Genomic DNA, 26,269 nt, shown 5'->3' with positions numbered 1-26,269 from the left:
TATCTCTCCTTACATATATTTTGACCAACTTGCCCCACGCTCTTTTTGATAGAGGTTATATGGCAAAGTTAGGATGTTAAATTCTTTTGGCATATCTTGATTTGGGAACATTCTCCACTCTTTGGCTAGCTTTTGTGAGAGCTTTGCACTTAGCATATTTGCAAGCGTGCAAGCTTCATTTAGCGTAGTGTGACCTTTATGCACATAAAGGTGTAAATGTCCTGGCGTCTTGGTCTCGTAGGCTGTGAAATTTATAAAGCCTTCTTCTCTTAAAAGAAGCTGCGCTCTATGCCAAAATCTATCTGGAGTTCTGCCATTGTAGTCAAAGACTATATTTTCGACCTTGTCACTTGCATTGATTAGCGAGTGGGCGATGATAGACTTGCCATCCTCGTGGTCCTTCATGACGCTATACGTTAGTGGTTCGTTGATCTTTTCAAATTTATCAAAGAAAATTTTACCCTTGTACTCTATCTTATTTACTATCGTATCACGCTTGATGTAGTAGTGTGTCGTGATGATTTTTATAAGAGATGTATCAATACTTTGCATCAAAATGTCGCTTTATCGTAGATTATAAATTTATGAGCTAGCTCTTTTAACTCGCCCTTGATCTTCTCTTGTAAAGATGCGTTGTTGATGTCGCTTAGCACGTCAGCGATCTTGTTTGCTATTAGCTCAAACTCAGATTCTTTCATGCCACGAGCTGTTAGAGCTGGGCTGCCTACACGTATGCCGCTTGTGATAAACGGACTTCTTGTCTCGCCTGGGACTGTGTTTTTATTTACAGTTATGCCAGCATTTCCAAGAGCGATGTCCGCGTCTTTTCCGCTAAATTCGCGGTTTAAGAAGCTCATTAATATAAGGTGGTTGTCAGTGCCACCGCTTACTAGATCAAAGCCTCTGCTTATTAGCACTTCGCCAAGTTTTTTAGCGTTTGCTTTTACTTGTTTGGCGTAAATTTTCCACTCAGGGCTAAGGTTGTGCTTAAAGCCAACTGCCTTTGCAGCGATGACATGAACTAGTGGTCCGCCCTGGATGCCTGGGAAGATAGAAGAGTTTATCTTTTTAGCGTACTCTTCGTTGTTTGTCATGATGATGCCGCCTCTTGGGCCTCTTAGAGTTTTATGCGTAGTTGAGCTTACGACGTCGCAGTGCGGGAAAGGATTTTGATGCTCACCGGCTACCACAAGACCCGCTATGTGAGCAACGTCTGCAAAGAGTATCGCGCCAACAGCGTCAGCTATCTCTCTAAATTTCTTAAACTCGATCTCTCTTGTGTATGCGCTAGCGCCACAAACGATCATTTTTGGTTTTACTATCTTTGCGATATCCATAACTCTATCGTAGTTTATGCGACCATCAAGCTCGACGCCATAAAAAAAGCTCTCATACATCTTGCCAGAGCTGCTTACCTTTGCGCCGTGAGTTAGGTGTCCGCCGTGACTTAGATCCATGCCTAAAATTTTATCACCTGGATTAAGCAAAGCACCATAAACGCCTTGGTTTGCCTGAGAGCCTGAGTTTGGTTGAACGTTTGCAAATTCGCATCCAAAGAGCTCTTTGCATCTATCAATCGCGATTTGCTCGATCTCATCGACAAATTCACAGCCACCATAATACCTCTTGCCAGGGTAGCCCTCAGCGTATTTGTTTGTTAGGATTGAGCCCATAACCTCCATAACATCTGGATAAGTGAAATTTTCACTAGCGATCATTTCTAGATGGTCGCACTGGCGCTTTAACTCTAAATTTACTAGGTCAAAAATTTCTTTATCGTAGCTTTGCAAACTCATTTTTCATTCTCCTTTGTCTCAGTTTTTAGTGGTCTCATCGCTGGGAAGAGAACAACATCGCGGATTGATTTTTTATCTGTTAAAAGCATCACAAGTCTATCTATACCTATGCCTTCTCCTGCAACTGGCGGCATGCCGTATCCTAGGGCTTTTACATAGTCTTCATCCATCTCGTGAGCCTCATCATCTCCTGCATTTTTAGCATCGATTTGCGCTTTAAAGCGGTTGTATTGATCGATTGGATCATTTAGCTCGTTAAAGCCATTTGCTAGCTCACGACCAGCGATAAATAGCTCAAATCTCTCTGCCACATCAGGATTTGTGTCGCTTCTTCTTGAAAGTGGGCTTATAGAGATCGGATAGTCGATGACAAAAGTTGGGTGGATGAGCTTACTCTCTACGTAGTTGTCAAAGAGTTCAGCCTGCAAGTGACCAAGGTCAAGCTTCTCGTTTGCTTCAAAGCCATCAGCTCTTAGTTTTGCTAAAATTTTAGCCTTATCGCTTACGATATCTTCAGCAAGTCCGCCTATCTCGACTAGGGCTTTTTTATAGCTTATGCGTTTAAATGGCTTACTAAAATCAATCTCCATGCCATCAAAATTTATCACTTTCTCCATGCCAAGTTTTTCTAAAATGACATTAAATAGATCCTCTGTAATGCCCATTAGATCGTGGTAGTTGTGATATGCCCAGTAAAACTCAATACTTGTAAATTCAGGATTGTGGGTTAGATCCATGCCCTCATTTCTGAAGTTTCTGTTCATCTCATAAACAGCTTCAAAACCACCAACTACAAGGCGTTTTAGATATAGCTCAGGAGCGATCCTTAGGTATCTCTCAACTCCAAGGGCGTTGTGAAATGTCACAAATGGTTTTGCATTTGCGCCTCCAGCTATTGGGTGAAGCATCGGAGTTTCAACCTCTAAAAAGCCCTTTTCTTCAAAAAATCTTCTAATCGTGCTTATAATCACCGAGCGCTTTTTAAAATCAGCCCTAACTTCAGGGTTCATTATCATATCAAGGTATCTTTGGCGGTATCTTGTCTCAACATCAACTAGCCCGTGGTACTTCTCTGGAAGCGGACTAATTGATTTTGTAGCTAAGCTAAGCTCATTTACATGCATTGAAAATTCGCCAGTTTTTGTTATAAAAGCGTAGCCTCTAACATAGACGATGTCGCCTATTTCTACATATTTTTTAACGATTTTAAACCACTCTGGGTCAAGTGTCTTGTTGCTAAAATAAATTTGTAAATTTCCATTTTCGTCTTCTATGTTTGCAAAGACCGCTTTACCAGCGTCACGGATCAGCTTTATCCTGCCTGCAAGGCCAACTAGCTGCCCCTCTGCTTTTTTCTCTTCTGTATCTTTTATATAGTTAAATTTAAGTCTAAATTTAGAGATATTCATATCTCTTCTAAGAAAATGTGGATATGGATTTATACCTAAATTTCTAAGCTCATCTATGCTTTCTAATCTTTGAATTTCGTGTTGGTTGTCAAATATCACCTTACTTTCCCTTTATATTATTTTTTGAACATTTTTCGCAAATTCCATAAAGCTGCATCATGTGACCAGTTAGTTTAAAGCCATGCTCTTTTGCGATGCTTATCTGCCTTTTTTCTATCATAGGATCTTCAAATTCTATGATAAGGCCGCACTTTCTACATATCATGTGGTCGTGGTGTGGCTTTGTGGCAAGCTCAAATTTCTTGCCCTGCGAGCCAAAGCTGATAGATGTTACCATCTCTGATTCTTCTAGTAAATTTAGCGTTCTATAAACAGTTGCGATGCCGATATTTAGCTCAGGATAGGTCTCTTTTATGAAAAGATATAGCCTCTCTGGCGTAAAGTGCTCGTCGTTGTTATAAAGCGTTTTTAGTAAAATTTCACGCTGTTTTGTATATTTTAAACCGTTGTCGCGAAGAACTCTTTTAAATTTCTCAAGCAAGGCATCATATTCTAAATTTTCTATCATTTTTCTTCCCCTTTAGTGACGTTTGTGTCGGTGTTTGTGCTTGCATTTGCATCCATTGATATAAATGCATCACTCTTGTTTGTATCCTTTGGTCTTACTACCATCTCATCTAGCTCATTTTTGATGTTTTTCACATCAATATTTGTTATCCATCTACCAGTTTCAAGTAGGAGCGGATAGACTTTGCTGTTTGTGAAGTATGGCTCGATCATTTTATTTAGCGAAGTGCCTGACATCACGGCGACTACTGCTGAAAATGTGAGGAAAATTTTGCCACTTCCCATGACAAATCCACCAAGCCTATCTAAAAAGCCAAGCCCGCTTACTGAAACCATCTTTGATAAAAATTTGCCAACTAGCAGACAAACTAGCCAAAAGACTAGCCAAAGTCCGATAAATGCGACAAATTGTAAAAATGAAGGATTTTCAAATTTATAGATATTTTTGCTTATGAAGCTCTCAGCTACATCTGAAAATCTACTAGCGACAACTAGACCGCCGATAAGTCCGATAAGTCCAAAAGTCTCTTTTATAAGCCCGTTTATTATGCCTTTTACACCAAGTATCAGGACAAGGGCGATGACGATAATGTCAAACCAAGTTACTAAATCCATCATACAGTTCCTATTAAATTTTGAAGTTCTTGTTGGCTAGTTGAGTAGGCTAGCGCGTTTTCTTTTGTGATCAAGCCCTCTTTTAGCGCTTTCATCAGGGCTTGAGTCTGCGTGCTCATGCCAGTTTGTTGCTGATTTAGCTGCATTTGAGAGTAAATTTGATGCACTTTGTTTTCGCGTATCAAGTTTGAAATTGCCATGTTATTTATCAAAATTTCATGCACAGCGCACCTTCCGCCGCCTATTTTTGGGATCAGACTTTGTGAGATGACAGCAGTTAGCGAAACGCTAAGCATATTTCTTACTTGAAGCTGCTCGCTTCCATCAAAGCTATCAACGATCCTATTTATAGTTTGTATAGCTGAGTTTGTGTGAAGAGTGCCAAAGACTAGGTGCCCAGTCTCAGCTGCTGTAATAGCCGTAGAGATCGTCTCTCTATCCCTCATCTCGCCCACAAGTATAATATCTGGATCCTCACGAAGTGCAAATTTTAGCGCCTTTGAGTAAGAGTGCGTGTCGGTGCCGATATTTCTATGTGAAAATAGGGCTTTTTTGTTGTTATGCACAAACTCGACTGGGTCCTCAACGGTGATAATGTGCTTTCTATAATTTAAATTTATCTCATTAAGCATCGCAGCAAGCGTCGTTGATTTACCACTGCCTGTTGGTCCAGTAACCAGGATAAGACCCTTTTCTCGTTTGATGATATATTTAAAAATTTGTGGTGCATTTAGATCATCAAGCGAAGGGATGTCGATAGGTATGATACGAAAAGCTGCGGCTAGATCGCCATTCATCGTGTAGTAGTAGTTACCACGAAAGCGTCCGATATTTGGAAGCTCAATAGCAAAGTCAAGCTCTTTATTATTTTCAAGCTCACTCTTTTGGGCGTCTGTGATTAGAGCGTAGCATAAATTTTCTATATCTTTGCCACTTAGCACGCCAAATTCAAGCGGCCTTAAAGTGCCATCTATCCTTATTTGAGGCTCAGACCTTGAGACTAGGTGGAGGTCACTGGCTTTATTAAAAACAACGGTTTTTAAAAGCGTTTGGATGTCACCAGAGAGATTGCTCTCTGATGCTTTGGTTTGGGCATCCGAGCTTTGCGCTCTTAGTTGTTCGATTAGATCCATATTTTACTCTATGATCTTTGGCACAGCAAAAAAGTGTCCTTCGCGTGAAGGGGCGTGCTTTAAAATTTCATCGACAACGTCACTTAAATGTGGCTCATCTTCTCTTAATGGAGTGCCACCTTTTATAGAGCTGACTACGGCCTCATCGCTGCTTAGATCAAGCTCGTTTAAAATATCGACAAAAGATACGATTTCACTTAATTGCTTCTTGATCTCTTCTCTTTTTTCATCATTAATTTGTAATGCTGAGAGTTTTTCTAGTTTATTTAAGAGAGTGTCGTCTATTTGCATTATTAAGCAACCTTTTAATTGATTTTGAGGCATTATATCACATTCAAGCTTTAATTTTGGGCTACTTTTAATTTAATTATGCTAAAATCTGCGAATTAAAATTTTTCAAAAGCAAGGAAAAACGTTGGCTATAAAAGAAGACTTAACCGAGATAAAAAAAGAGATCGACGCCCAGGAACAGTTTCTTGAGAGTATGATAAAGGGAGAGCGTTTTTTTAGGAAATACAAAACTTTGCTGATCGTGCTCTGCGTGGCAGCTATCGTCGCACTCATCGGGTTTTACGCTAGTAAGGTTTTAAACGACAACAGAGTTGAGGAGGCAAATTTAGCCTATTCAAAGCTTATCTTAAATCCAAATGATGCAAGTGCTTTAAATGTTTTAAAGGAGAAAGAGCCAAGCTTATATGCACTTTTTTCACTTGGGCAAATGCTTGATAAAAACGATACAAAAGGCATTAGCGAGCTTGCAAATTTAAAGGTAAATCCGATCGTAAAAGATATCATCCTTTCACAAACTGGCGACGCAAATACTCAAATTTTAAGCGAATATAACGCACTTTTAAAAGGTTTTGAGCTTTTAAAACAAAATAAAATCAAAGAGGCAAATGTGGAATTTGACAAGATCGCACTTGACTCACAACTACAAACTTTAGTTAAAAATTTAAAACACTATCAGGGAATAAAATAATGAAAAAACTTACACTATTCTTGGCTTTTGCCTTGGCTTTAGTTCTAAGCGGATGCGGCACAAAAAGACAATATTTTGAGCCTGCACAAACTTCTGGTGAGATATCTTTATCAAAAGATCTTCCTTCTTACATCAAATCAGCAAATGCAAATGGCGCAACGCTGGATAATGGCAACATCATCACTAAAAATGGGCTAAACAAAAGCGTTACTTTGCCTGAAAATTTCAACTTCTTAAACGAAAACAACGGCTTTGTCATCTCAGCTAGCATAAATGGCGATCTAAACGTGACTGATCCTAGCGGTCACAGCGTTTATAGTGGTAAATTCCCAACTGCGATCGTAGCAGCCTCACTTGATCAAAACCAACTTGCAGCTATCAGCGCATCAAACCACATTTACCTTATCGATATCAACACAGCTACGACACTAATGGAGTATAGCTCATCTGACATCGCAGCGGTTGATTCAAGAGTTGTGGCACCTTACTTTATGAGCTCACTCATCGTCTATCCAGCGCTTGATGGTAAAATTTATATCGTACAAAAAGAGACTGGTAGAATTTTACGCGACGTTGTCGTAAGCTCTGAAAATTTCTTTAACAATATCATATTTTTAGGCGTTGAGGGCGATAACCTAATCGCAGCAACAGCCAAAAAACTAATCGTCATCAACCCAAGTCAGACAGTCTATTATGACGGCGAGATCAAAGACGTGCTAGTTCATAACGATGAAATTTACATCTTTAAAAAAGATGGCACGATAGTAAGAACAGACCTCATGCTAAAAGAGCAAAATAAGGTAAATTTTAAATTTGCTATCTTCTCAGCGGCTACTATCATCAACAATAAGCTCTATGTCATCGAAAAAACAGGCTATGTTATAAAGACAAATTTAGACCTTAGCGGAGCTGAAATTTATGAATTTAGCGACGAGATAAAAGATAAAAGCTTCATGGGTAATGGCGCATTTTACTACGATAACGAGTATGTTAATCTAGGGCAATGAACCAAAAAATTTGGGAGCTTTTTGAAGCTAAAAAGATCTTGCTAAGGGATCTCAAGACAATAGATACGAAAGAATTTTGTTCCAAAAAAACGCTTGAGATCTTTTGGGGAGTTGATGAAAAAAAATTTTATAATCTCATCTTTTTGAGAACAGCAAAAAGTAGATTATTGCGTAAAGAAGCCCTAGAACTTGAAGAAATTTGTAAAAAAATAGAAACAAAATTTCAAATAAGCTTGAAGAAAAAAATAATATTTTATAGTTCAGAAATCTGCTCTAAGGCATTAAAAGAGCTACAAAATAGCAATTGGCGATGTTATGACTTTATGTAATATAGGCAACACCAATGCTACATTTTTAAAAGATGGGGTAATCACTCGTTTAAAAATATCTGATTTCAAAAACTACAAACCAGAAGAAAAAGTATTCTTTATATCTGTGAATGATGAAGTTTTATCTTTTCTAAAAAATAATAAAATGTTTATAAACTTAGAGCCTTATTTTGCGATAGATACAATATATCAAGGACTTGGTATAGATAGGATTGCAGCATGTTATTCCATAAAAAACGGTGTGATAGTTGATGCTGGAAGCGCTATAACAGTTGATATAATGGCAAACTCAATCCATCTTGGAGGCTATATCTTGCCAGGGATATCTAGCATGTTAAATGCCTATAAAAGCATTTCTCCGCGTCTTGATATAACTATAAATTCTCAAATAGATATTGATGCTCTACCACAAAAAACAAGCGATGCGGTAAGTTATGGCATCATTAAACCTATAATTACTCTTTTACACAAACTTGCAGGCGATAAAAAAGTGTATTTTACGGGCGGAGATGGAGATTTTTTGTCTAAATTTTTTAAAAATGCCATTTCAGATAAGATGTTAATCTTTCGTTCAATGCAAAAATTAATAACCGAAAAGAGAGATGAAATAATATGTTAACAATAGCACTACCAAAAGGCAGAATAGCAGAAGATACACTTGAAATTTTTAAAAAAATTTTTGGTTCGAGCTTTATGTTTGAGGATAGAAAACTCATCCTTGAAGAGGGAAATTTTAGATTTTTAATGGTTCGCAACCAAGATATTCCAACATACGTCACCGAAGGCGCTGCAGATATCGGCGTGGTCGGCCTTGACGTGCTTGAAGAGCATAAACCAAATGTAGTGAGGTTGCTTGATCTACAAATAGGCAAGTGCAAGGTCTGCATCGGCATAAAAAACGAAGATGAGCTTGATTTTTCAAGGTCTGAGCTAAAGATCGCTACTAAGATGCCAAATATCACTAGAAACTACTTTGCAAAGCTTGCCGTTGGCGTGAAGATCATCAAACTCTATGGCTCGATCGAGCTAGCACCACTTGTTGGACTAAGCGACGCGATTGTCGATGTGGTCGAAACTGGCTCAACCATGAAGCAAAATGGGCTAAAAGTAGCTGGTGACATCATGCAAAGCTCAGCCTATCTGATCGCAAATAAAAATAGTTTTATAATTAAAAAGGATGAAATTCTAGAGCTTTATAAAAAAATAAAAGATGAAATTTAAAATAATATAATTTAAATTTATCGCACCATTTATTCTTTTTATATTGCATTTTGAAGTTATTTATCTAATTAATCAGGTGTTCCAAATAAAAGATTAAAGACGTTTTTTCGAGTCATTTGATCAGTTGTTAGAGGCTTAATGAGACTAGTAGAGATAAAATTTTGTGTAGGTTACCGCTATAGCACATGTTATAGCATTTGATTATAACTCATTGAAAGTTGAGATCATCATATATAAAATTTACGATAGTGTAGTAATCAAAAAGAGGATTAAGATAAAAACAGCTATATGTGGCGAGTGCGAATGGCTGGCTAAAAACTTTTAAAATATATAAACGTTAAGGCTTCTCTAATTTTTATTTTTATTCCACATATAAATTTTTAACATTAAAAATTTTTGCATTATAAAGATAGGACTATTTCTAAAAATTTAAGAAATTTGCACAAGCTCTTTGTTCTCAAGCTTGTATGAGTTGTTGCATTTTGCGGCTAGGTCGTTGTCGTGAGTGACTAGAACAAGGGCAGCATTATTTTCATTTATATAGTCAAATAAAACTTGCATCACTTCATTTGCTGTTTGCTTATCAAGGTTGCCCGTTGGCTCGTCTGCAAAGATGATCTTTGGCTTTTTGGTAAGCACTCTAGCGATGCTGACGCGCTGCTGCTGACCGCCGCTTAGCTCGCCAACTTTTTGATTTATCACACTTGAAATTTTTAGCGCTTCAAGATCATTTTTTTCTATATTTTCGCCAGATAAGATGCTTGCAAGCTCGATATTTTCATAAGCGCTAAAGCCTTTAAAAAGATAGTGCGACTGAAAAATAATGCCAAAATGAAGCCTTCTAATGGCCAAAAGCTCGTTTTGAGAAAGCTCATAGATCGATCTATCTTGGTAGATGACCTCGCCAAAATTTGGCTTTAAAAGTGTTGAAAGTATGTGTAAAAGTGTTGATTTGCCACAACCGCTAACGCCGGTTATCGCGATGCTTTGTTTTTGATTGAGAGTTAAATTTATATTGTTAAAGAGCGTATAATCATACGCAAAGCCTAGATTAGACGCTCTTAAAATTTCCATTAGCCTATTTGAGCAGCAACTTCTGCAGCAAAGTCATCTACTTTTTTCTCTAAGCCTTCACCAAGCTCGAAACGAACGTATTTTACGATCTCGATCTTGCCGCCAAGCTCTTTGCTCTTCTCTTCGATAACTTGTTCGATAGTCTTTTTATCGTCCATTACATAAAACTGACCTAAAAGTGTGAGGCGTTGATCAAGCACTGTGTTATCAGCGTAAAATCTCTCGATCTTACCAGGAATGATCTTGTCCCAAATTTTCTCAGGTTTGCCCTCAGCTTTTAGCTCTTCTTCGATCGCTTTTGTAGCTTTTGCAAGTTCAGCCTCACCTATCTGGCAGCGGCTAGCATACTCAGGGATGTGGTGAAGTGGTTTGCCTAGGCGTTTTAGCTCTTCATTTTCTTTTTCAAGCTCAGCGCGAAGTGCGATAAATTCTTTCTCAACAAAATCTTTATCAAGGTCTTTGTAGCTTATAACACTTGGCTTCATAGCAGCTGCATGCATACATAAATTTCTTATAAATTCGGCTGCTTTGTTTGCAACTTCAGCACTTTCGCAAGCTGCACCGATAAGCACGCCAACACGGCCATTTGAGTGAACATAGCCGTTTACCACGCCCTTATCATCAGCGCTAATAGTCTCAAAGCGGCGAACTACAAGGTTTTCACCGATAGTTGCGATCTGAGTTTTGAAGTATTCTTCAAATTTAACACCATTTAAAGTGCTCGCGTTTAGCTCTTCAACTGTTTTTATGCCACTTGATTGGATGTGAGCTGTTGCGTCTTTTGCAAGTGCTTGAAACTGTGGGTTTCTAGCAACAAAGTCAGTCTCAGAGTTGATCTCGCTGATAGTTGCTTTTTTGCATTTTGAGCAAACTTCAACGCTTACTAAGCCCTCGCTTGCAAGGCGGTCAGCCTTTTTAGCAGCTTGACCTAGACCTTTTTCGCGAAGGATATCAACAGCTTTTTCCATGTCGCCATTTGCTTCGCCAAGTGCCTTTTTGCAGTCCATCATGCCAGCTCCGGTTGATTCGCGGAGCTCTTTTACCATTTGTGCAGTTATTTCCATTACTCTTCGTCCTCGCCAAAGTCTTCTTCGCTCATAGCCTCAGCTACAACTGCGTCTTTCTCATCTTGGCTTACTTCTTCGCCAGCAGCTTGCTCGCCACCATCTTGCTCAAGAAGTGATTTACCTTCATTGATCGCCTCAGCCATCTCTTGGCAGAAAAGCTGAACAGAGCGGATCGCGTCATCATTTCCTGGGATCGGATAATCAACAACGTCAGGATCGCAGTTTGTATCGATCGGTGCTACAACTGGGATTTTTAGGCGATTTGCCTCTTGAACAGCGATCTTTTCTTTAACTGTATCAACAACAAATATCATATCAGGTAGGCTTTTCATATTGCGGATACCGCCAAGAGTTGCGATAAGTTTCTCTTTTTTGCGGCGAAGCATCAAAGCCTCTTTTTTAGTTAGTAAATTTATCGAACCATCTTCTTCCATAGTCTCGATAACTTCTAATTTGCGGATAGACTGGCGGATAGTACCGAAGTTTGTCATCATACCACCTAACCAGCGGTGATTTACATAAGGCATTCCACATTTTTCAGCGTACTCTTTGATAGCATCGATAGCTTGTTTTTTAGTACCGACAAATAGCACTGACTTGCCTTCAGCAGCTGCATCACGAACGATGTTGTAAGTGTAGCGGAAGTAGCGGATAGTCTTTTGTAGATCTATAATATAGATACCTTTTCTCTCACCAAAGATAAATTTTTTCATCTTTGGGTTCCAGCGGCGTGTTTGGTGACCAAAATGTACGCCACACTCTAATAAATCTCTCATAGTTACCATGAGTTTCTCCTTGTTTTAGGCATTTTGCCTTGAATTTAGTTTTATCCTCCACGACCATTAATGCTTTCGCACAACCAAATTTAGGATTGTCGTGTGTGAAATAAAGCTTGGATTATATTGAAACTTGGCTTTATTGAAGCTAAATTTAAAGATTTCTTTAGCTACAAATAAAGCTCAAATTTCTTTAAATTTACTCGAAAAAGCCTTTTTTAACGACCTTTTCATCCTTGACGCAAAACTCGCCTTTTGCGATCACGTCGCATAAATTTAGCTCCTCGTCAAAGACGCAAAGATCAGCGTCGTTGCCAACTTTCACTTCGCCTTTTTGGCTTAAATTTAGATATCTCGCCACGTTTTTACTCATCAAAGCCAAGGCATCTTCTATCTTTAAAATTTTATTTCTCACCAAAGCTTGCAATACCTCTAAATTTGATGCACATGAGGCGCAGCCATATCCCACTAGCTCGCCATTTTCGTTAAATTTAGGCACGCTGCCGTTGCCATCTGAGCTCATCGTTAGGCGCTCTAAATTTAGCCCATTTTCAAGGCCGTAAGCCACCACCTCGTGAAGTGGGGCAAATTTACTCCCACCACTTGTGATATCGACGTTTCCGCCCATTTTTTGAAATTTCAAAGCCTCGTTAAACAAGTCTTTCGTCCTAGCGCAGTGCGTCGGCGAGAAGTAATGAACTGGGAATTCGTAGTCTTTTATCACCTTAAATACGTTGTCAAATTTCTCGCTTAGTCCGCCCATGTGCATGTGAAGCACGCCGCCTTTTTTAGAGACCATGCCGCCTATGCGTATCTTGCTTAGAATTTTGATGAGCTCCTCTTTTGAGACGTAGCTGCCGCGGTTATCGGTCAGAGCGATCTTTACGCCGATCACTTTGTCGATTAGTATGAGATCCTTTGCGATGTCGCCGGTAAATGTCACACAGGGGCTTGCGTATGAGCCGGTGTGGATGAAGGTCGAGATGCCCTCAAACTCGAGCGCTTTTGCTTTGGAGTAGAGATTTTCCAAGCTTCTAGTCACTCCATCAGTCCCCAAAACGCCAACAAGCGTCGTAGTGCCGTATTTTACGATCTGGCTAAGCGTGATCTCAGGCGTTCTTGAGTGATATCCAGCCTCGCCGCCGCCACCCGTGATATGCACGTGCTGATCAATGAGGCCTGGAGCTAAAATTTTGCCTTTTAGGTCGTAAATTTCTAGCCCTTCTGCACTAAAGCTTAGCCCCTCGCCGATAGCTAAAATTTTACCACCACCTACCAAAATATCGCATTTGCCAAGAAATTTTGGCGTGTATAGATTAGCATTTTTAAGCAAAAGCATATTTTCTCCTTTATTTGCTAAGTTGTACTTTTTCTTCTATCTCCATCAGTTTTATAAAAATTTGCTCCAAATTTTCCCTATCCACGGCACTTAGCTCCATCTTTTTTGAGCTAAGAAGCATCTGCACAAACTCTTCATTCATAAGCTGCTCAAAGCCCAAATTTCTAGCATTTTGAGCTATTTTTGCCGCTAGTGGATTTTTAATGCTCTCATATCCCATTTTTATCCTTAAATTTCACCGCAAATCCGCAAAATCTACCGCACACGCCGTCTCTTCGGTACGAAAAATATCTCTCATCGCAGTGCGTGCAGACCTCGCTAAAGTTTAAATTTCTAACCCCAAGCGCCTTAAATTCATCTCTCAAGGCTGCGTTCATATCAAAATTTCTGCCTATCTTATATGTGTTAAATTCCCCAAGATCAAGCTCACCCACCTCGTAGCAGCCACCTTTTATATTTGCTCCGACAAAGACGCTCATTTCATCTGCTCTTGAGCCAAATTTCTCGCCCATGAGCATAACTGCTTTTGTGCAAATTTTTAGCGTCACGCCAGCTCTGCCCGCATGAGCCACGCAGATAGCGCCCTGCCTCTCATCTATCATCACAACTGGCGAGCAGTCCGCCACCAAAACGCAGATACCAACATCGCTTAAATTTGTGATCACAGCGTCGCACTCTGGCAGCTCGTCGTCCTCGTTTTCAAGGACAAAAACCTTGTCTGAATGAACCTGCTTCATAAATTTAAGCTTTTTCACGCCTAAATTTTGAGCTAAAATTTCTCTATTTTTGATGACATCTGCTGGGTTGTCACCCACATGATCGCCTAAATTTAGCGAGCTAAATTTACCCTCACTCACGCCGCCAAACCTGTTTGTAAAGCCAGCAGTGATGCCATTTTTATCAAAAACGATCTCTAAATTTTCACGCATATTCGCTCGCTTAGTAAAGGCTCGAAATTCTCTCGACCTCATCCCAGCTAAGGCCGCCATTTTGCTTAGCTTCAAGCATTCTAGCCACGTAGCGAGCCAGCAGGTCGCTCTCGATATTTACGCGTCTGCCGATCTTGAAAGTGCCAAAAAGGCTATCTCTAAATGTGATGGGAATGATAGTTAGCCTGATGCCCTTTGGCAAAATTTCATTTATCGTAAGGCTCACACCCTCAACGCCCACCGAGCCCTTATTTGCCATAAGAGCCATCGCCTCGCGCGGTAGATCGATGTAGAAATCAACGCCGTTTTCATGCTTTTTTATAGCTGAGATCACGCCGATAAAGTCGATGTGGCCTTGCATCAAATGCCCATCTACTCGCTCTCCAAGCTTCATCGCAGGCTCGATATGCACCACGCCAGTTAAATTTTCAACCGCGACATTTGCCCTGCTCTCTGCGCTTAGCTCCACGCTAAAGCCATCATCATATAGTTTTATGACACTTAGGCAAGCGCCATTTACTGCGATGCTGTCGCCTAAATTTGGGCGAAATTTAGCCTTTAGGCGTAAAACATTTTGCGAGTAGCTAATGACCTCGGCAAGCTCTCTGATTAAGCCATTAAACATATTTTGCCTTTAAATTTTTTAAGGATTTTACTAAATTTTGCCTAAATTTGGGCATCGATAAGCTTGGTATTTTATAAAAAGAAAATATAAATTTAAAGCTTTGATGAGTAAAAATTCTAGCAAAATTTAGCCTCAAGCCACTCATTTAAAGTGGCTTGCTTGGTATAAATTTAGATCAAATCCGCAATCTCAATGAGCCAGTTTGCCAGCCCTTTTGGCTTTGAGATCATCAAAAGATGTCCGCTATCAAGCTCTTTTGGCTTTGCATTTATCTGCTTTGTAAAACGCTGCTGCACCTCATACGCCAAAGCGTGATCGTTTTTAGTTAAAAGATAAAGAGATGGCTTTTGTGCCAAGCAGCCGTGCCTATCTTATCGCTAAATGCAGCTGCATTCATAGGCGTTTGAAGCGCTGCTAAAACGTGGCTTTACTGGCAAGATGATCTCGCCATTTGCTTCTGGGCTAAGACCTTTCATCGGTGCTTTTTGCACAGCAACGGCGTTAATGCCAGCTTCTTGCAAGTGGCGGATCAACTCAGCGTAGCAAGAGCCATCGACAAATGTGCCATGAACTAAAACGATATTTTTAATCATCTTTTTTAAATTTGTTTGGTTTTGACCTTTTGTGGGCGATGTGTGAGCAAAAGTAGGCAAAATGGCACTTACTGCAAGCAAAGCAGTCGTAGCAAGAAAGTGCCTACGTGATGAAATTTTAGGTATAAATCCCTTTAAAAGGATTGTCAATGATACAAAAAACAAGCGATCTTAATAAATTTTCATAATTAGCTTGTCTGCAAAACTAGCCACGTCTTGCTAAAGTCGCGCGCCGCCAGGTCATCCCTCTTTATCCACAGATAAACTCTACCCTCTCCGTCCCAGTCCATATCGCTATCCCAGTCACTATCTATCTGCAAAAGCAGCTGCCACTGGGCGGCATTTTTCTCAAACTCCGCGATATTTTGGTGGTGATAAGCGCTACCATCGCCGCAGTCAAGGCCATTTGCCACGAGCTCACACTCTAGCTCCATGCCGTCTTGAATGTTGTCAGAGTGACCAAGTAGCTTGTTTTCTTTGGCCTGCCAGCTTGGCTCGATGACCTCGTGATATGCCTCCCACTCCTCCTCGCTAAATTTACCAAACGGTACGAGCGAGCTTTGCAAACTTGGCAAATTTAGCTCGTTTTTAAAGCTAAGAGAGCGTGCGCCAAATGTGAAATTTCCGCCCTCCATGTTTTGTCGAACAAGCTGGTCTTTAGCTGCCTCACTAAAGATCACGGCAAAGCCCTTTTTATCAGCAGGGTCGTAGCCCCAAATGCGTAAATTTATATCATAAAAAAGATAGAGCATGCCACTTTTTGGTAGTAACCCATCGGTGTCAAATTTGCTAACTTCAGCAAAATTTATCTGCGCCACAAAGCTAAGCGCGCCGTTTTCATTTGACGGCCAAGGTACGCTAGCTGGCAGATCAGGCTGTCCGCCAAATTTAGACGCTCCAACGGAGGTATCACCGTCATCTTTAGCCTGCGTATCTATCTTTATAGCATTTTTAGCCATTGGCTTTAAAAACTCAAAAAGTCCCTCCAGACCGCGCTCTTTGCAGCCTTTATAAATTTCATTTAGATCCATATTTTACCTTTCTAGCAAGCATCAATGTAGATGTGATACTTTTTGCAGTGCAAGCAACGAAACAAATATCCAGCAAAGTTGCCGCCCGCTACAAGCACCTCGCGCGCCATTTTGACGTCATATTCATCTCTTTTTGCGTAGTCATCAAAAACCTCGTCTGCGATGCCAAGCTCTAAAAGCTCCTTCGTGCCCACATCGCCCAAAAATGCGCAATAATCATCACAGCACACCACCCAGTGCTCGCCCTGCCAGCTCTCATAGCCAGGTGTTCTATTAAAAAGCTCGTCATTTTTTTTAGCATCCTCAGTGGCGAGTTTGTCGGCGTCCTGCACAAAGGTAGCGTCAAATTTCTTGGCAGCTTCACCATTTGCGATGCAGACTGGGCAAAGATAGGTGACGTCTTGCTCACTATAGACGCCATTGTTGTAATAAATTTCTGTGTTTTTACCGCAACACTCGCAGATGACACTCATATCATCTTTAAATGCGCCAGTTTTTAATGGCTCTGGGTGATAGCGAAACTTTGGCAAGGTGGCAGCCTTTGCCTTTTGGGATAAAATTTGCTCTTTGCTCTTTGGCCTTGGCACCGCCCATTTGTCGCCCTCATCCACAAACTGCACAAGGTAGCCAAGCGTTTTTAGCTGCTTTTTGTCGTTTTTATCGTGTATCTTTAAAAGTAGCTCGTAAGCGCTCTTTTGCATAGACAAAAGCTGATAAAGATCTACTAAAACGCTCTTTGCCTGCATATCCTCGCTTACCTCAAGCTCTTCTTTGAACTGATACAAAGCCTCCACGCTTGTAGCATTGCCATTATTTTTGTAGTAATCTTTTGAAAGCTTTATATATTTTTCTTGAAATTTATCCACAAATAGCCTTTATGAAATTTGCTAAGAATTTTAGCTTTAAAGACTTAAAAGTCGCATAGATGAGTTATTAAAATTTAAAAGAGCGGGATAAAAATATAAAATTGTTTAATTTTTAAAATTTAAAAAAAAGGCACATTAAATTTAGCGTAAAGGAGAGCCACAAGCGAATTTACTTAAACTTTCAACTCACTTGCGACTATAAATTTTACTCTTCATAAGCCCCGATAGAGAGGATTTTGTCTATTCTTTTTGCGACAAGCTCGTTTATATCAAGCTTCTCAAGCTCGGCTAGCTCTGAGATGAAGTAGTTTGCAAGTGCCTTTGCAGCACCGTCTTTATCTCTATGAGCTCCATTTATCGGCTCGTTTATCACGTCATCTATAAGCGATAAATTTTTTAAGTCATCAGCCGTTATCTTCATAGATTTTGTAGCTTGCTCTTGTTTAGCTGGGTCATTCCAAAGTATCGCAGCACAACCCTCTGGTGAAATGACTGAAAAGACAGAGTTTTTCATCATAGCAAGTCTATCAGCCACGCCAATAGCTAAAGCACCACCGCTTCCGCCTTCGCCGATAACGACAGCTATTATTGGAGTTTTTAAATTTGCAAATTCAAATAAATTTCTAGCTATGGCTTCGCTTTGACCTCGCTCTTCAGCACCAACGCCAGGATATGCGCCCGGAGTGTCTATCAAAAATAAGATAGGTAGATTAAATTTCTCAGCCAATTTTGCTACGCGTAAAGCCTTTCGGTAACCCTCCGGATGAGGCATACCAAAATTTCTTTTTAGTTTATTTTTAGTGCCACGACCTTTTTGCTCGCCTATAACGACAGTCTTTTTGCCTCCGATATAGCCGATGTAGCAGACTATTGCTGGGTCATCGCGAAATGCCCTATCGCCATGGATCTCATAGCCATCAACTAAAAATGAATTTATATAATCAATAGCGTATGGTCTATCTGGGTGACGAGCAAGTTGCAAACGTTGATATTCGTTTAAATTTTTATATACTTTTGATATCTCTTTAGATAGGTTCTTATTTAAAATTTCAACAGCATGTTCATCGCCTCTGATCTTAGCATTTGCTATATCTTCATCAATTTGCTTTATGCTCTTTTCAAAATCTAAATAATTTGACATCTTAATCCAACTTTTTAAATATCACGACGCCGTTTGTTCCACCAAAGCCAAATGAGTTGCTCATAACAGCTTTTATATCAGCTTTTCTGGCTTTATTTGGAACGTAGTCTAGATCGCAATCTGGATCTGGCGTTTCGTAGTTTATCGTTGGAGGGATGATGCCATCTCTCATTGCCATTATAGATATGACAGCTTCGATCGCACCAGCACCGCCTAAACAGTGTCCAGTCTGACCTTTGGTTGAGCTAACTGGTGGGCACTTATCGCCAAAAACAGCCTTTAACGCAGCTGTTTCGTTTTTATCATTTACTGGCGTTGAAGTACCATGTGCATTGACATAGTCTATCTTTACACCTTTTGCCATATCAAGTGCTTGTTTCATCGCGCTTAATGGACCTTCAAGTGTTGGTGATGTGATGTGGTGTGCATCTCCGCTCTCACCAAATCCAACTACTTCAGCGTAAATTTTAGCACCTCTTGCGACAGCCGACTCGTACTCTTCAAGCACAAGTGCGCCAGCGCCCTCACCCATTACAAAGCCGTCGCGGTTTGCATCAAATGGCCTTGATGCCTTACTTGGCTCATCATTTCTAGTTGAGAGTGCTTTCATCGCTGCAAAACCACCTATGCCAACGCCACAGATAGTAGACTCAGCACCGATAACTAGCATATTTGTTGCTTGACCGATCATTATGCATTTTGCAGCTTGTGATATCGCATGAGTGCTTGCTGCACAAGCTGTTACGCTTGATAAATTTGGGCCTTTTAGTCCGTGATTTATTGAAACTATGCCACCTAGCATATTTACAAGTGCAGATGGGATGAAAAATGGCGAAATTCTCTTTACACCTTTTTCAAAATATGTGATTGAGTTTTTCTCAATATTTGGCAAACCACCTATACCAGCAGCTGAGCTAACACCAAATTTATGAGCATCAAACTCCTTAAAATTCGCATCAGCCATAGCTTCGTTAGATGCTTTTATGCCAAGCTGTATGAAACGATCTACTTTTTTCACCTCTTTGCCGTCTAAAATGCTATTTGGATCAAAATCAGTTATCTCGGCAGCAATTTTAACAGGGAATTCGCTTACATCAAAGCTCGTGATCTCTTTCACACCTGTTTTACCCTCGCAAATAGCCTTAAAAGAGCTCTCTTTATCAAGACCAAGTGCGTTTATCATGCCAATACCAGTTACAACGACTCGTTTCAATACATCTCCTTAAATCAAACTATGCAAATTTAAATTATTTGCCTAGTTTTTCTATATAATTTACAACGTCTTGAATGCTTACTAATTTCTCTGCTTCGCTATCAGGAATTTCTACTTCAAATTTCTCTTCTAAAGCCATAACTAGCTCTACAACGTCAAGTGAATCAGCGCCCAAATCTTCGATGATTTTAGACTCTAGTTTTACCGCTTGTGGATCTACGCTTAGTTGCTCTACAACTACGTCTCTTACGTCTTCAAATACTGCCATTTAAGGTCTCCTTATAAAAAATGTCTGTTATCTTATAATATTTACGCTTTTATTTATTTTAAATTTCAAAACTTGTTGAAATTTCATTACATATAAAGTCCGCCGTTTATTTTTAGCGTCTCGCCAGTCACATAGCTTGCGTGATCACTTAGTAAAAATGCCACAGCCTCGGCCACCTCGCTAGCGCTACCAAAGCGTTTTAGCGGGATATTATCGCTATAAGTTTTTTTCACCTCATCACTTAGCCCATGCGTCATATCAGTCTCGATAAAGCCTGGAGTTACGCTGTTAAAGCGGATATTTCTACTTGCGCCCTCTTTTGCAAAGCTCTTACTCATAGCGATTAGTCCGCCCTTGCTGGCTGAATAATTCACCTGTCCAGCATTTCCCATCTCACCAACGATAGATGCGACATTTACGACCGCTCCAAAGCGCTTTTTACTCATCACCTTTAAAGCCTCTCTACATCCTATGAAAGCTGAAGTTAAATTTGCATTTATCACATCTGTAAATTCGCTAGTTTTCATGCGAAGCGCTAGCTTGTCATTTGTGATGCCGGCGTTATTTACGAGGTAGCTTAGCTCGCCGTCGCTATCGACTATCAAATTTATACCTTTTATAAACTCATCTTCGTCTGTTGCGTCAAATTTTATCACCGCAGCCTTGCCGCCATTTTGCTCGATCTCAGCCTGCAAAGCGTCTGCTATCTCAGGCTTTGAGCGGTAGTTTATCCACACTTTTAAGCCCATATTTGCAAGCGTCTTTGCGATCTGTGCGCCAATACCTCTGCTTGCACCTGTTATTAGCACGTTTTTTCCGCTAAATTTCATAGATTCTCCTTGGTTTTTGTTTTTAAACTGATTGTAGCTTATGTAAGCTTAACGTCTAAATTTTATCACCTCTTTCCCACTTTATTTTCTTGCCAAAACCTAGAGTGTTGCTAGTAAATTTAACCTTTTCAAGGCTTATAGACCAAATTTTTGGATCCATCGCTTTTGCATAAAAAAATCTTTTAAAGTAAATTTCTCGCTCACTTTCGCTAGCCTCACTCATCGCTCCTTGAAACTGCACGCCCTCTATCTTACCAACGATCTTTGTATCAAGAGCGACCGTGCCAGCAACGAGCTTTGAGTTTTTTAAAAATTTAACATGCGAGCTCTCATCACAGCTAGCTAGCAAAAGGCAAAAATTTAGCTCATCAAAGGCGTAAAACGCGCTAAAAGCGTAAGGCTGCCCATCATCATCAATGGCGCTGACACTTGCAAGATGCATCTTTTTTAAAAATTTAACTATCCTCTCATCCATCTAAATTCCCCTAAAAATGTCAAGAATGGTTTGAAATTTAAAGATGACTATGGCGATTATCAGCACCCAAAGCGTAAAAATAATGAGCTCTATTAAAGTAAATTTATCTTTTGCAACCTTTTTGAAGGCAAGCATTGTTAAAAATGCTCCAAAAAAGCCACCAATTAGCGAAAAATAGTGGATCGCATTTACCTTTACAAAGCTTGGCAAAAGCCCTTTAAAAAATAGTGAAAACATCAAAATGGCAAGCAAATTTGCAAGTATCAAGTAGTAGCCAACGACTGGCAAAACTGGGCAAAGCTTAGCAAAAACAAAGCTTAAAACAGTGATAAGCATCAGCAAAAAGATCCTAGTCCCAAAACAACACATCGCCCGTCCTTTTTTGACACATTTTACAAAATTTTGCTTTATGAAATTAAAAATTTGCCGATTTAGCCTCAAAAGGATTTAAAATGCAAACAAATTTTTACTCTCAAGGAAGCTACAACAATATGAGCTTTTCGATGAAGACTAGCTCAGGCGATGAGATAAGTTTTTCTATGTATGACAACAAAAGTTTGGAGTTTTCAAGCCAGAAAAATGGCAGTTCAAGCCAAAGGAGCTTAACTCTCACGCACGAATACGGCTATGAGTTTGCCTATAAAGGCAACGGTATAGACAAGCAAGATATGAAAGAGATCGAAGAGGCGATGAAGCAAATTCGCCCACAGGTTGATGAGTTTATGAAAAATGTCAAAGAGGGCGACAAGATCGCAGGTAGTAGCCAAAGCATAAGCGAGCTTTCAAACAAGATCAAGCAGATGTTGCCTGACGCAAAAGATATGGATCACAAAAATTTCATAAATGACAATATGCTAAAAATGTTTGACGAACTTTTAGCTAAAAATGATGCCAATAAAAATCTACTAAGTGCGACAAAAAGGCTATTTGACACATTGCTTGATGAGAGCAAAAAAGTATCTTACTACGCATAAATTTAGAGCTTTTTGGCTCTAAATTTTAACTAGCGCCTCTCTTTGATAAAAGAGGTGCGACAAGACTATCACAAAATAAAGCTGAAAAAATAACCCCACAAGCGGCACAAGCGAGATCAGATAAAATAAAAGCGTAAAAACTATAAATTTAACCCCGCCACCCTCAAGCAGTGCTAGCTCAAATTTATCGCTATCAAGCGTGTTTGAGCCAACGTCTATGAGTAAAAGTTTATAGTATATGTAATAAAACGGCACGTTGATGATGAAGAAATTTAAGACCGGTACAAACAAAAGTGGCAAGCAAACGAGCAAGATCCCAAGAAATTTCATGATCTCAACCATCATCACCTTTAGCACTCTAGCCGTGCTAGCCTCACTTTTAAGCACGTAGTTGTAGTGCCTTTTGTTTATCTCTTTAGCTACAACTGGCGTTAAAAAGCCAGCCACGATTAGAGCGATCACGATGCTAATGATGATCGTTAAAAAGGTGCTTAGAACATAAAAAAGTATGCTAACTATCCACTTTGTAGCGCTAAAGCTTAAAATTTTAATAGCTATAAAAGATAGCGTCGAGTTTGACTCTAAAAAGGCGAAATTTTCGTTTTTAGCGCCGTCACTTAAAAAGTCAAATATCTCGCCGCCGCCCCAGATCGTAAGCCACGCAAGGCTACAAATGCTAAGAAAAAGCGGTAATATAGATAGCGTTATAAATTTGGCTGTAAAAAAGTCTTTAAAGCCAAGACGAAGAAGATTTATCATTTTACCTTTTTGTACTCACGCTCAAGTGCGGCGTAAATTTCATCAATCTTACTAACGCCGTTTGATAAAATTTCGCTCATTACTTCGTTATCTTCGCGTCCGTTCCAAATTTTCTTATAGCTACCCTCTTTGTAGCCATTATTTTGACGGAAGCGATTTAGTACGTTTTTAGCGATGTAGCACTCATAAAGTGAGTATAAATTTACGCCACATTTTAAAGACATTGAGAAATAAATTTTAAAAATATCAAAGATGTCATAGTCAAAGCCACTGCACTCATGTATGAGCATCTCAACGTCGTTCATGATCTCATAAATGCTCTCATCTTCGACCTTTAATGGCTCTTTGCAATAGTCGCTAAAGCCACTTGACTGGCAGATATCCTCAGCTAATGTCTCAACATCACCAAGCTGTTTTGCCTTGTAAATTTGTAGCGCTAGGCTCATTATAAAGTGCCAGATATCGACAACCTCGATACGTAAATTTTGCTCATCAGTCTTAGCATCTATGCTCTTCCAGTGCTTCCAAGCAAAGCTATCAATGAGCTCAGCGCACTCCATATATATGCAGCGCCTCCAGCTTATGAGTTTATTTTTATTTGTATAGCCATTTTCCCAACCAAGCCCGTTTGTCTCGTCATTTAGGCTTTGTTGCATCTTTAACATCTCTAAAACAATAGTTCTTTCATCCATTTTTAAACCTTTTAAATTTTAAATGATTATAACAAAAAACAATTAATGCTTAAGCGACAAGCTTGACCCAAATCATCTTAATGCAAGCTTACAAGATGTAAAATCACCCAAAATTTCAAAGGAGAAAAGATGAGAGAGAAAGATCTAGTAGTTTGCAACGTTTGCGGACTAAAAAGCAGCGATGATAAAAATGCAGTTTTCATCCACGCTCACAAAAACGGCGAAGAGGTTGATATCTGCACAAGCTGTATCCCAAGCGTGATACATGGCTCAGGCATGGTCGTAAAATCAAACGAAGAGATAAAGGCTGAAATTTAAATATCGGCCACCATGTGAGGATTTTGTTTTATAAAATCCTCAAAATTAGCTGTGCTCATTGGATATGACAAGAAATATCCCTGCATCTCATTACATTCAAGTCTCTTTAAGAATTCTATATCTTCAGACCTTTCTACACCTTTTGCGCTAACTTTTATCTTCATAGATCTCGCCAAATTTATAATTGCTGCAACGATCTGAGCATCAATTTTACTATTAAGCGCTTGGGTAACAAATTCGCTTGCTATTTTTATTCGGTTAATACCATATTTTCTGATATAGACAAAAGACGTATATCCAGAGCCAAAATCATCTATACAAACATCAACACCATTTTTCTTTAAAATAGTGAAAATTTTATCAAGAGTATCTTCATTGTTTTTCCAGATTTCTTCACTAAATTCTAGCTCAAATTGCTTTGGATTTAAATGGTGAGAATGTAACGCGATCATAAAATCGTTCACAAATTTGTCAGAGGTGCTTTGGATTTGAGCTACGTTTATACTTATTTTTGGAATCGTTAGACCACTACTTTTCCACATAACAGCTTGTTCTATTGTTTTTGAAACAGCAAGTGTACAGATATCGCCTAATATCTCACTATTTAGGCTAGCTATGCTCATAAAATCTCTTGCATCCATTAGTCCATATTCTTGTGATTGCCATCTCAAAAGTGCCTCAGCGCATACCATCTTTGAATTTTTTATGTCAAATATAGGTTGAAAATAAATGTGATAGTCTTCTTGCAAATTTGACTTTTTAAGGGCCAGTTCAATGCTAGAGCTTAGATGCGTTTCCTTACTAATTTTGTCGCTATACATCATAGGATTTAATGTCGGATTTTTCTTGGCGTAATACATTGCCATATCAGCATTTTTTATAATACTTCTTGGACTCGCGACATTTTCTTTTGTAACAACATGAATGCCTATAGCGCACTTAATGCTAAAATGGTATCTTTCTAGCTCAATTGGCTTTTCTATGGCATCTTTTAGTGCAATACCAAGATTCATACGTTTTGTATGACTGTTTAATTCCATCCTTGCTAATACTATAAACTCATCAGCACTAATTCTTGCGATAGTCTCTTGCCTGTTACAAACTTCAAGTATCCTTTTTGCAACTAATTTTAAAATTTTATCTCCCATCTCATGGCCATAAGATGTATTTATGTTTTTGAAATGACTTATGTCTATATAGTAAATCGCAATCTCTTCTTTACTATGAATCCTTTTGCAGATTTTATCAAGCTCATTTGCTATAAAATTTCTATTGCCAAGATCTGTTAAATAATCTTTTTCTGAAATATCTTGAAGTCTCAAATTCGCAAGCATAAGCTCGTTTGTTCGCTCATGCATTGATTTTTCCATCTCTTTATGAAGATTTTTTTCGTAATCAAGTATTTTTTTACTAGCAAGAGAGCTTTTAATATAATAATTAACCAAAGCATTCACAACTAAAACAAATAATGTTATAAGCGTACTAAAAGATGCAAAATTTCCATGAACAAGCAAAGGTAAAACAGCTATCAAGGGTAACCATTTTGAACCCATTGATATACCTTTGTCATCACTCATGACATATTTATTTTCTTTTTTTAGATGAAAAGCGCCTATCATTAAAAGGCCAAACGGTACAAGATACAAGTAATCCATTTCAAAACTAAAGTCGGTATTTGAAATTTGATTATAAAAAATAAATAAATTTAGCATCGTGAATAAGATGCTTGCTGCTATTAAATAAAAACCGCTAATTCTGATGCGAAGTAAGTTGCTTGTAAAGAGTTCGCTTAAAGTTACAAAAAGTATAAGAAAATTTATTGCCAAAATTGAAATCAAAACAATATTTGACTCGTCTTGTATCATTAGTAAAATATCTATTTTTTCTATGGCACCATATACTAAAATACCAATTAATAAAAAAACACTTACACTATCAGTGACAATTGCTAATTTCTCTTTGCTATCTGCAAATTTTGAATACAAGAATATACTAACTCCAGCCAAAATAGCAATCATAGGTATCATAAAGAACACATCAAGATAAGCATAGCTGGTATGATCCCGTGATAATACATCTTGATTCATCACGCGCAGCGCATCACAAACTGACCATAAAAATACACCAAAACAAATAGCTAGCCAATGAATCATCTTGGTTTTTACTCTATCCATAGATATATAAATTCCAAAAGTAACTACAAAAAAGCTAATCAATATGAAAGCTTTCTCAGCCATGTTGTA

34 protein-coding genes are annotated in these 26,269 nt (G+C 39.0%); 7 read left to right on the top strand and 27 right to left on the bottom strand.

Annotated elements, in window-relative coordinates:
- Positions 1-9 precede the first annotated feature (9 nt).
- From CVS89_RS01940 to gatC, 7 genes are read right to left on the bottom strand one after another with little or no spacing between them, the layout of a single operon-like run.
- Positions 10-552, bottom strand: a complete 543-nt coding sequence (locus tag CVS89_RS01940; protein WP_107848158.1) for a DUF1882 domain-containing protein — start codon at positions 550-552, stop codon at positions 10-12.
- Positions 552-1,796, bottom strand: a complete 1,245-nt coding sequence (locus CVS89_RS01935; RefSeq protein WP_107848125.1) for a serine hydroxymethyltransferase — start codon at positions 1,794-1,796, stop codon at positions 552-554. Before CVS89_RS01935 ends, CVS89_RS01940 begins: the two co-directional genes overlap by 1 nt.
- Positions 1,793-3,301: a lysine--tRNA ligase gene (gene lysS, locus CVS89_RS01930; protein WP_223154912.1), complete on the bottom strand. Its 1,509-nt coding sequence runs from the start codon at positions 3,299-3,301 to the stop codon at positions 1,793-1,795. The genes CVS89_RS01935 and lysS overlap by 4 nt, the downstream gene beginning before the upstream one ends.
- A 4-nt stretch (positions 3,302-3,305) precedes the next feature.
- Positions 3,306-3,773 carry a Fur family transcriptional regulator gene (locus CVS89_RS01925; protein ID WP_002941362.1) on the bottom strand — a complete coding sequence of 156 codons (468 nt, stop codon included), beginning with the start codon at positions 3,771-3,773 and terminating at the stop codon, positions 3,306-3,308.
- Complete coding sequence (locus CVS89_RS01920) at positions 3,770-4,387, bottom strand: CvpA family protein (RefSeq protein WP_107848157.1); 618 nt, start codon at positions 4,385-4,387, stop codon at positions 3,770-3,772. The genes CVS89_RS01925 and CVS89_RS01920 overlap by 4 nt, the downstream gene beginning before the upstream one ends.
- Positions 4,387-5,520 carry a type IV pilus twitching motility protein PilT gene (locus CVS89_RS01915; RefSeq protein ID WP_021085022.1) on the bottom strand — a complete coding sequence of 378 codons (1,134 nt, stop codon included), beginning with the start codon at positions 5,518-5,520 and terminating at the stop codon, positions 4,387-4,389. The genes CVS89_RS01920 and CVS89_RS01915 overlap by 1 nt, the downstream gene beginning before the upstream one ends.
- A 3-nt stretch (positions 5,521-5,523) precedes the next feature.
- Entirely contained in the window at positions 5,524-5,811 is a 288-nt protein-coding gene (gene gatC / locus CVS89_RS01910) for an Asp-tRNA(Asn)/Glu-tRNA(Gln) amidotransferase subunit GatC (RefSeq protein ID WP_021087429.1), read from the bottom strand.
- 124 nt (positions 5,812-5,935) lie between these two features.
- Between gatC and CVS89_RS01905 the strand changes: the two genes are divergently transcribed.
- From CVS89_RS01905 to hisG, 5 genes are read left to right on the top strand one after another with little or no spacing between them, the layout of a single operon-like run.
- Positions 5,936-6,499, top strand: a complete 564-nt coding sequence (locus tag CVS89_RS01905; RefSeq protein ID WP_021085040.1) for a hypothetical protein — start codon at positions 5,936-5,938, stop codon at positions 6,497-6,499.
- Positions 6,499-7,506 carry an L-seryl-tRNA selenium transferase gene (locus tag CVS89_RS01900; RefSeq protein ID WP_012140326.1) on the top strand — a complete coding sequence of 336 codons (1,008 nt, stop codon included), beginning with the start codon at positions 6,499-6,501 and terminating at the stop codon, positions 7,504-7,506. The genes CVS89_RS01905 and CVS89_RS01900 overlap by 1 nt, the downstream gene beginning before the upstream one ends.
- On the top strand, positions 7,503-7,835 hold the full coding sequence (locus CVS89_RS01895) for a hypothetical protein (protein WP_021085298.1): 333 nt from the start codon (positions 7,503-7,505) through the stop codon (positions 7,833-7,835). The genes CVS89_RS01900 and CVS89_RS01895 overlap by 4 nt, the downstream gene beginning before the upstream one ends.
- The gene (locus CVS89_RS01890; protein ID WP_107848124.1) at positions 7,822-8,454 is read left to right on the top strand and encodes a type III pantothenate kinase; all 633 of its coding nucleotides are present in this window, start codon (positions 7,822-7,824) and stop codon (positions 8,452-8,454) included. The genes CVS89_RS01895 and CVS89_RS01890 overlap by 14 nt, the downstream gene beginning before the upstream one ends.
- Complete coding sequence (hisG, locus tag CVS89_RS01885) at positions 8,448-9,056, top strand: ATP phosphoribosyltransferase (protein WP_107848123.1); 609 nt, start codon at positions 8,448-8,450, stop codon at positions 9,054-9,056. Before CVS89_RS01890 ends, hisG begins: the two co-directional genes overlap by 7 nt.
- A gap of 429 nt (positions 9,057-9,485) precedes the next feature.
- Here hisG and CVS89_RS01880 read toward each other — a convergent pair whose 3' ends face one another.
- The 17 genes from CVS89_RS01880 to CVS89_RS01805 form a co-directional block, all read right to left on the bottom strand.
- On the bottom strand, positions 9,486-10,130 hold the full coding sequence (locus CVS89_RS01880; protein WP_087581587.1) for an ABC transporter ATP-binding protein: 645 nt from the start codon (positions 10,128-10,130) through the stop codon (positions 9,486-9,488).
- Positions 10,130-11,194 (bottom strand): translation elongation factor Ts, encoded by a 1,065-nt coding sequence (gene tsf, locus CVS89_RS01875; protein ID WP_103615434.1) that lies wholly within the window; start codon positions 11,192-11,194, stop codon positions 10,130-10,132. The genes CVS89_RS01880 and tsf overlap by 1 nt, the downstream gene beginning before the upstream one ends.
- Positions 11,194-11,982 (bottom strand): 30S ribosomal protein S2, encoded by a 789-nt coding sequence (gene rpsB, locus CVS89_RS01870; RefSeq protein WP_002941277.1) that lies wholly within the window; start codon positions 11,980-11,982, stop codon positions 11,194-11,196. Before rpsB ends, tsf begins: the two co-directional genes overlap by 1 nt.
- A gap of 190 nt (positions 11,983-12,172) precedes the next feature.
- The gene (iadA, locus tag CVS89_RS01865) at positions 12,173-13,312 is read right to left on the bottom strand and encodes a beta-aspartyl-peptidase (RefSeq protein WP_107848122.1); all 1,140 of its coding nucleotides are present in this window, start codon (positions 13,310-13,312) and stop codon (positions 12,173-12,175) included.
- Positions 13,313-13,322: 10 nt separating this feature from the next.
- Complete coding sequence (locus tag CVS89_RS01860; RefSeq protein WP_107848121.1) at positions 13,323-13,532, bottom strand: acetyltransferase; 210 nt, start codon at positions 13,530-13,532, stop codon at positions 13,323-13,325.
- Positions 13,522-14,241, bottom strand: coding sequence for a peptidoglycan editing factor PgeF (pgeF, locus tag CVS89_RS01855; protein ID WP_107848120.1), 720 nt, complete (start codon positions 14,239-14,241; stop codon positions 13,522-13,524). The genes CVS89_RS01860 and pgeF overlap by 11 nt, the downstream gene beginning before the upstream one ends.
- A gap of 10 nt (positions 14,242-14,251) precedes the next feature.
- The gene (locus CVS89_RS01850) at positions 14,252-14,866 is read right to left on the bottom strand and encodes a riboflavin synthase (protein ID WP_107848119.1); all 615 of its coding nucleotides are present in this window, start codon (positions 14,864-14,866) and stop codon (positions 14,252-14,254) included.
- A 170-nt stretch (positions 14,867-15,036) separates the two neighbouring features.
- Positions 15,037-15,222 (bottom strand): hypothetical protein, encoded by a 186-nt coding sequence (locus CVS89_RS09895; RefSeq protein WP_198425269.1) that lies wholly within the window; start codon positions 15,220-15,222, stop codon positions 15,037-15,039.
- A gap of 21 nt (positions 15,223-15,243) precedes the next feature.
- Complete coding sequence (locus CVS89_RS09890; protein ID WP_199907216.1) at positions 15,244-15,609, bottom strand: hypothetical protein; 366 nt, start codon at positions 15,607-15,609, stop codon at positions 15,244-15,246.
- A gap of 38 nt (positions 15,610-15,647) precedes the next feature.
- The gene (locus CVS89_RS01840; RefSeq protein ID WP_107848118.1) at positions 15,648-16,490 is read right to left on the bottom strand and encodes a YwqG family protein; all 843 of its coding nucleotides are present in this window, start codon (positions 16,488-16,490) and stop codon (positions 15,648-15,650) included.
- A gap of 11 nt (positions 16,491-16,501) precedes the next feature.
- Positions 16,502-17,356 carry a CbrC family protein gene (locus CVS89_RS01835; RefSeq protein WP_107848117.1) on the bottom strand — a complete coding sequence of 285 codons (855 nt, stop codon included), beginning with the start codon at positions 17,354-17,356 and terminating at the stop codon, positions 16,502-16,504.
- Positions 17,357-17,561: 205 nt separating this feature from the next.
- Positions 17,562-18,497 carry an acetyl-CoA carboxylase carboxyl transferase subunit alpha gene (accA, locus tag CVS89_RS01830; protein ID WP_087582860.1) on the bottom strand — a complete coding sequence of 312 codons (936 nt, stop codon included), beginning with the start codon at positions 18,495-18,497 and terminating at the stop codon, positions 17,562-17,564.
- Position 18,498: 1 nt separating this feature from the next.
- Positions 18,499-19,710 (bottom strand): beta-ketoacyl-ACP synthase II, encoded by a 1,212-nt coding sequence (locus tag CVS89_RS01825; protein ID WP_021085320.1) that lies wholly within the window; start codon positions 19,708-19,710, stop codon positions 18,499-18,501.
- Between the two features lie 34 nt (positions 19,711-19,744).
- Positions 19,745-19,978, bottom strand: coding sequence for an acyl carrier protein (acpP, locus tag CVS89_RS01820; protein ID WP_002941395.1), 234 nt, complete (start codon positions 19,976-19,978; stop codon positions 19,745-19,747).
- A gap of 86 nt (positions 19,979-20,064) precedes the next feature.
- On the bottom strand, positions 20,065-20,808 hold the full coding sequence (gene fabG / locus CVS89_RS01815; protein WP_021083753.1) for a 3-oxoacyl-ACP reductase FabG: 744 nt from the start codon (positions 20,806-20,808) through the stop codon (positions 20,065-20,067).
- Positions 20,809-20,863: 55 nt separating this feature from the next.
- Positions 20,864-21,283, bottom strand: coding sequence for a hypothetical protein (locus tag CVS89_RS01810; RefSeq protein ID WP_107848116.1), 420 nt, complete (start codon positions 21,281-21,283; stop codon positions 20,864-20,866).
- Entirely contained in the window at positions 21,284-21,652 is a 369-nt protein-coding gene (locus tag CVS89_RS01805) for a hypothetical protein (RefSeq protein WP_009294964.1), read from the bottom strand.
- An 83-nt stretch (positions 21,653-21,735) separates the two neighbouring features.
- On the opposite strand from CVS89_RS01805, the gene CVS89_RS01800 reads away from it, so the two are divergent.
- A complete protein-coding gene (locus CVS89_RS01800; protein ID WP_107848115.1) occupies positions 21,736-22,257 on the top strand; it encodes an ATP/GTP-binding protein in 522 nt (173 codons plus the stop codon).
- Between the two features lie 18 nt (positions 22,258-22,275).
- On the opposite strand, the gene CVS89_RS01795 is transcribed toward CVS89_RS01800, so the two are convergent.
- Complete coding sequence (locus CVS89_RS01795) at positions 22,276-23,016, bottom strand: EI24 domain-containing protein (protein ID WP_107848114.1); 741 nt, start codon at positions 23,014-23,016, stop codon at positions 22,276-22,278.
- Positions 23,013-23,708, bottom strand: a complete 696-nt coding sequence (gene dut, locus CVS89_RS01790; protein WP_103598002.1) for a dUTPase — start codon at positions 23,706-23,708, stop codon at positions 23,013-23,015. The genes CVS89_RS01795 and dut overlap by 4 nt, the downstream gene beginning before the upstream one ends.
- Before the next feature lie 129 nt (positions 23,709-23,837).
- Here dut and CVS89_RS01785 point away from each other — a divergent pair, with 129 nt between their 5' ends.
- Positions 23,838-24,026 carry a hypothetical protein gene (locus tag CVS89_RS01785; RefSeq protein WP_002940779.1) on the top strand — a complete coding sequence of 63 codons (189 nt, stop codon included), beginning with the start codon at positions 23,838-23,840 and terminating at the stop codon, positions 24,024-24,026.
- Here CVS89_RS01785 and CVS89_RS01780 read toward each other — a convergent pair.
- Positions 24,023-26,263, bottom strand: a complete 2,241-nt coding sequence (locus CVS89_RS01780; protein ID WP_107848156.1) for a putative bifunctional diguanylate cyclase/phosphodiesterase — start codon at positions 26,261-26,263, stop codon at positions 24,023-24,025. The two genes, CVS89_RS01785 and CVS89_RS01780, sit on opposite strands and share 4 nt — an antisense overlap.
- Positions 26,264-26,269 lie beyond the last annotated feature (6 nt).

The organism is Campylobacter concisus, from assembly GCF_003048615.2.
Classification (GTDB): domain Bacteria; phylum Campylobacterota; class Campylobacteria; order Campylobacterales; family Campylobacteraceae; genus Campylobacter_A; species Campylobacter_A concisus_C.
Note: the sequence above shows the minus strand (reverse complement) of the source record. Positions and strands in the feature narration are given on the sequence as shown.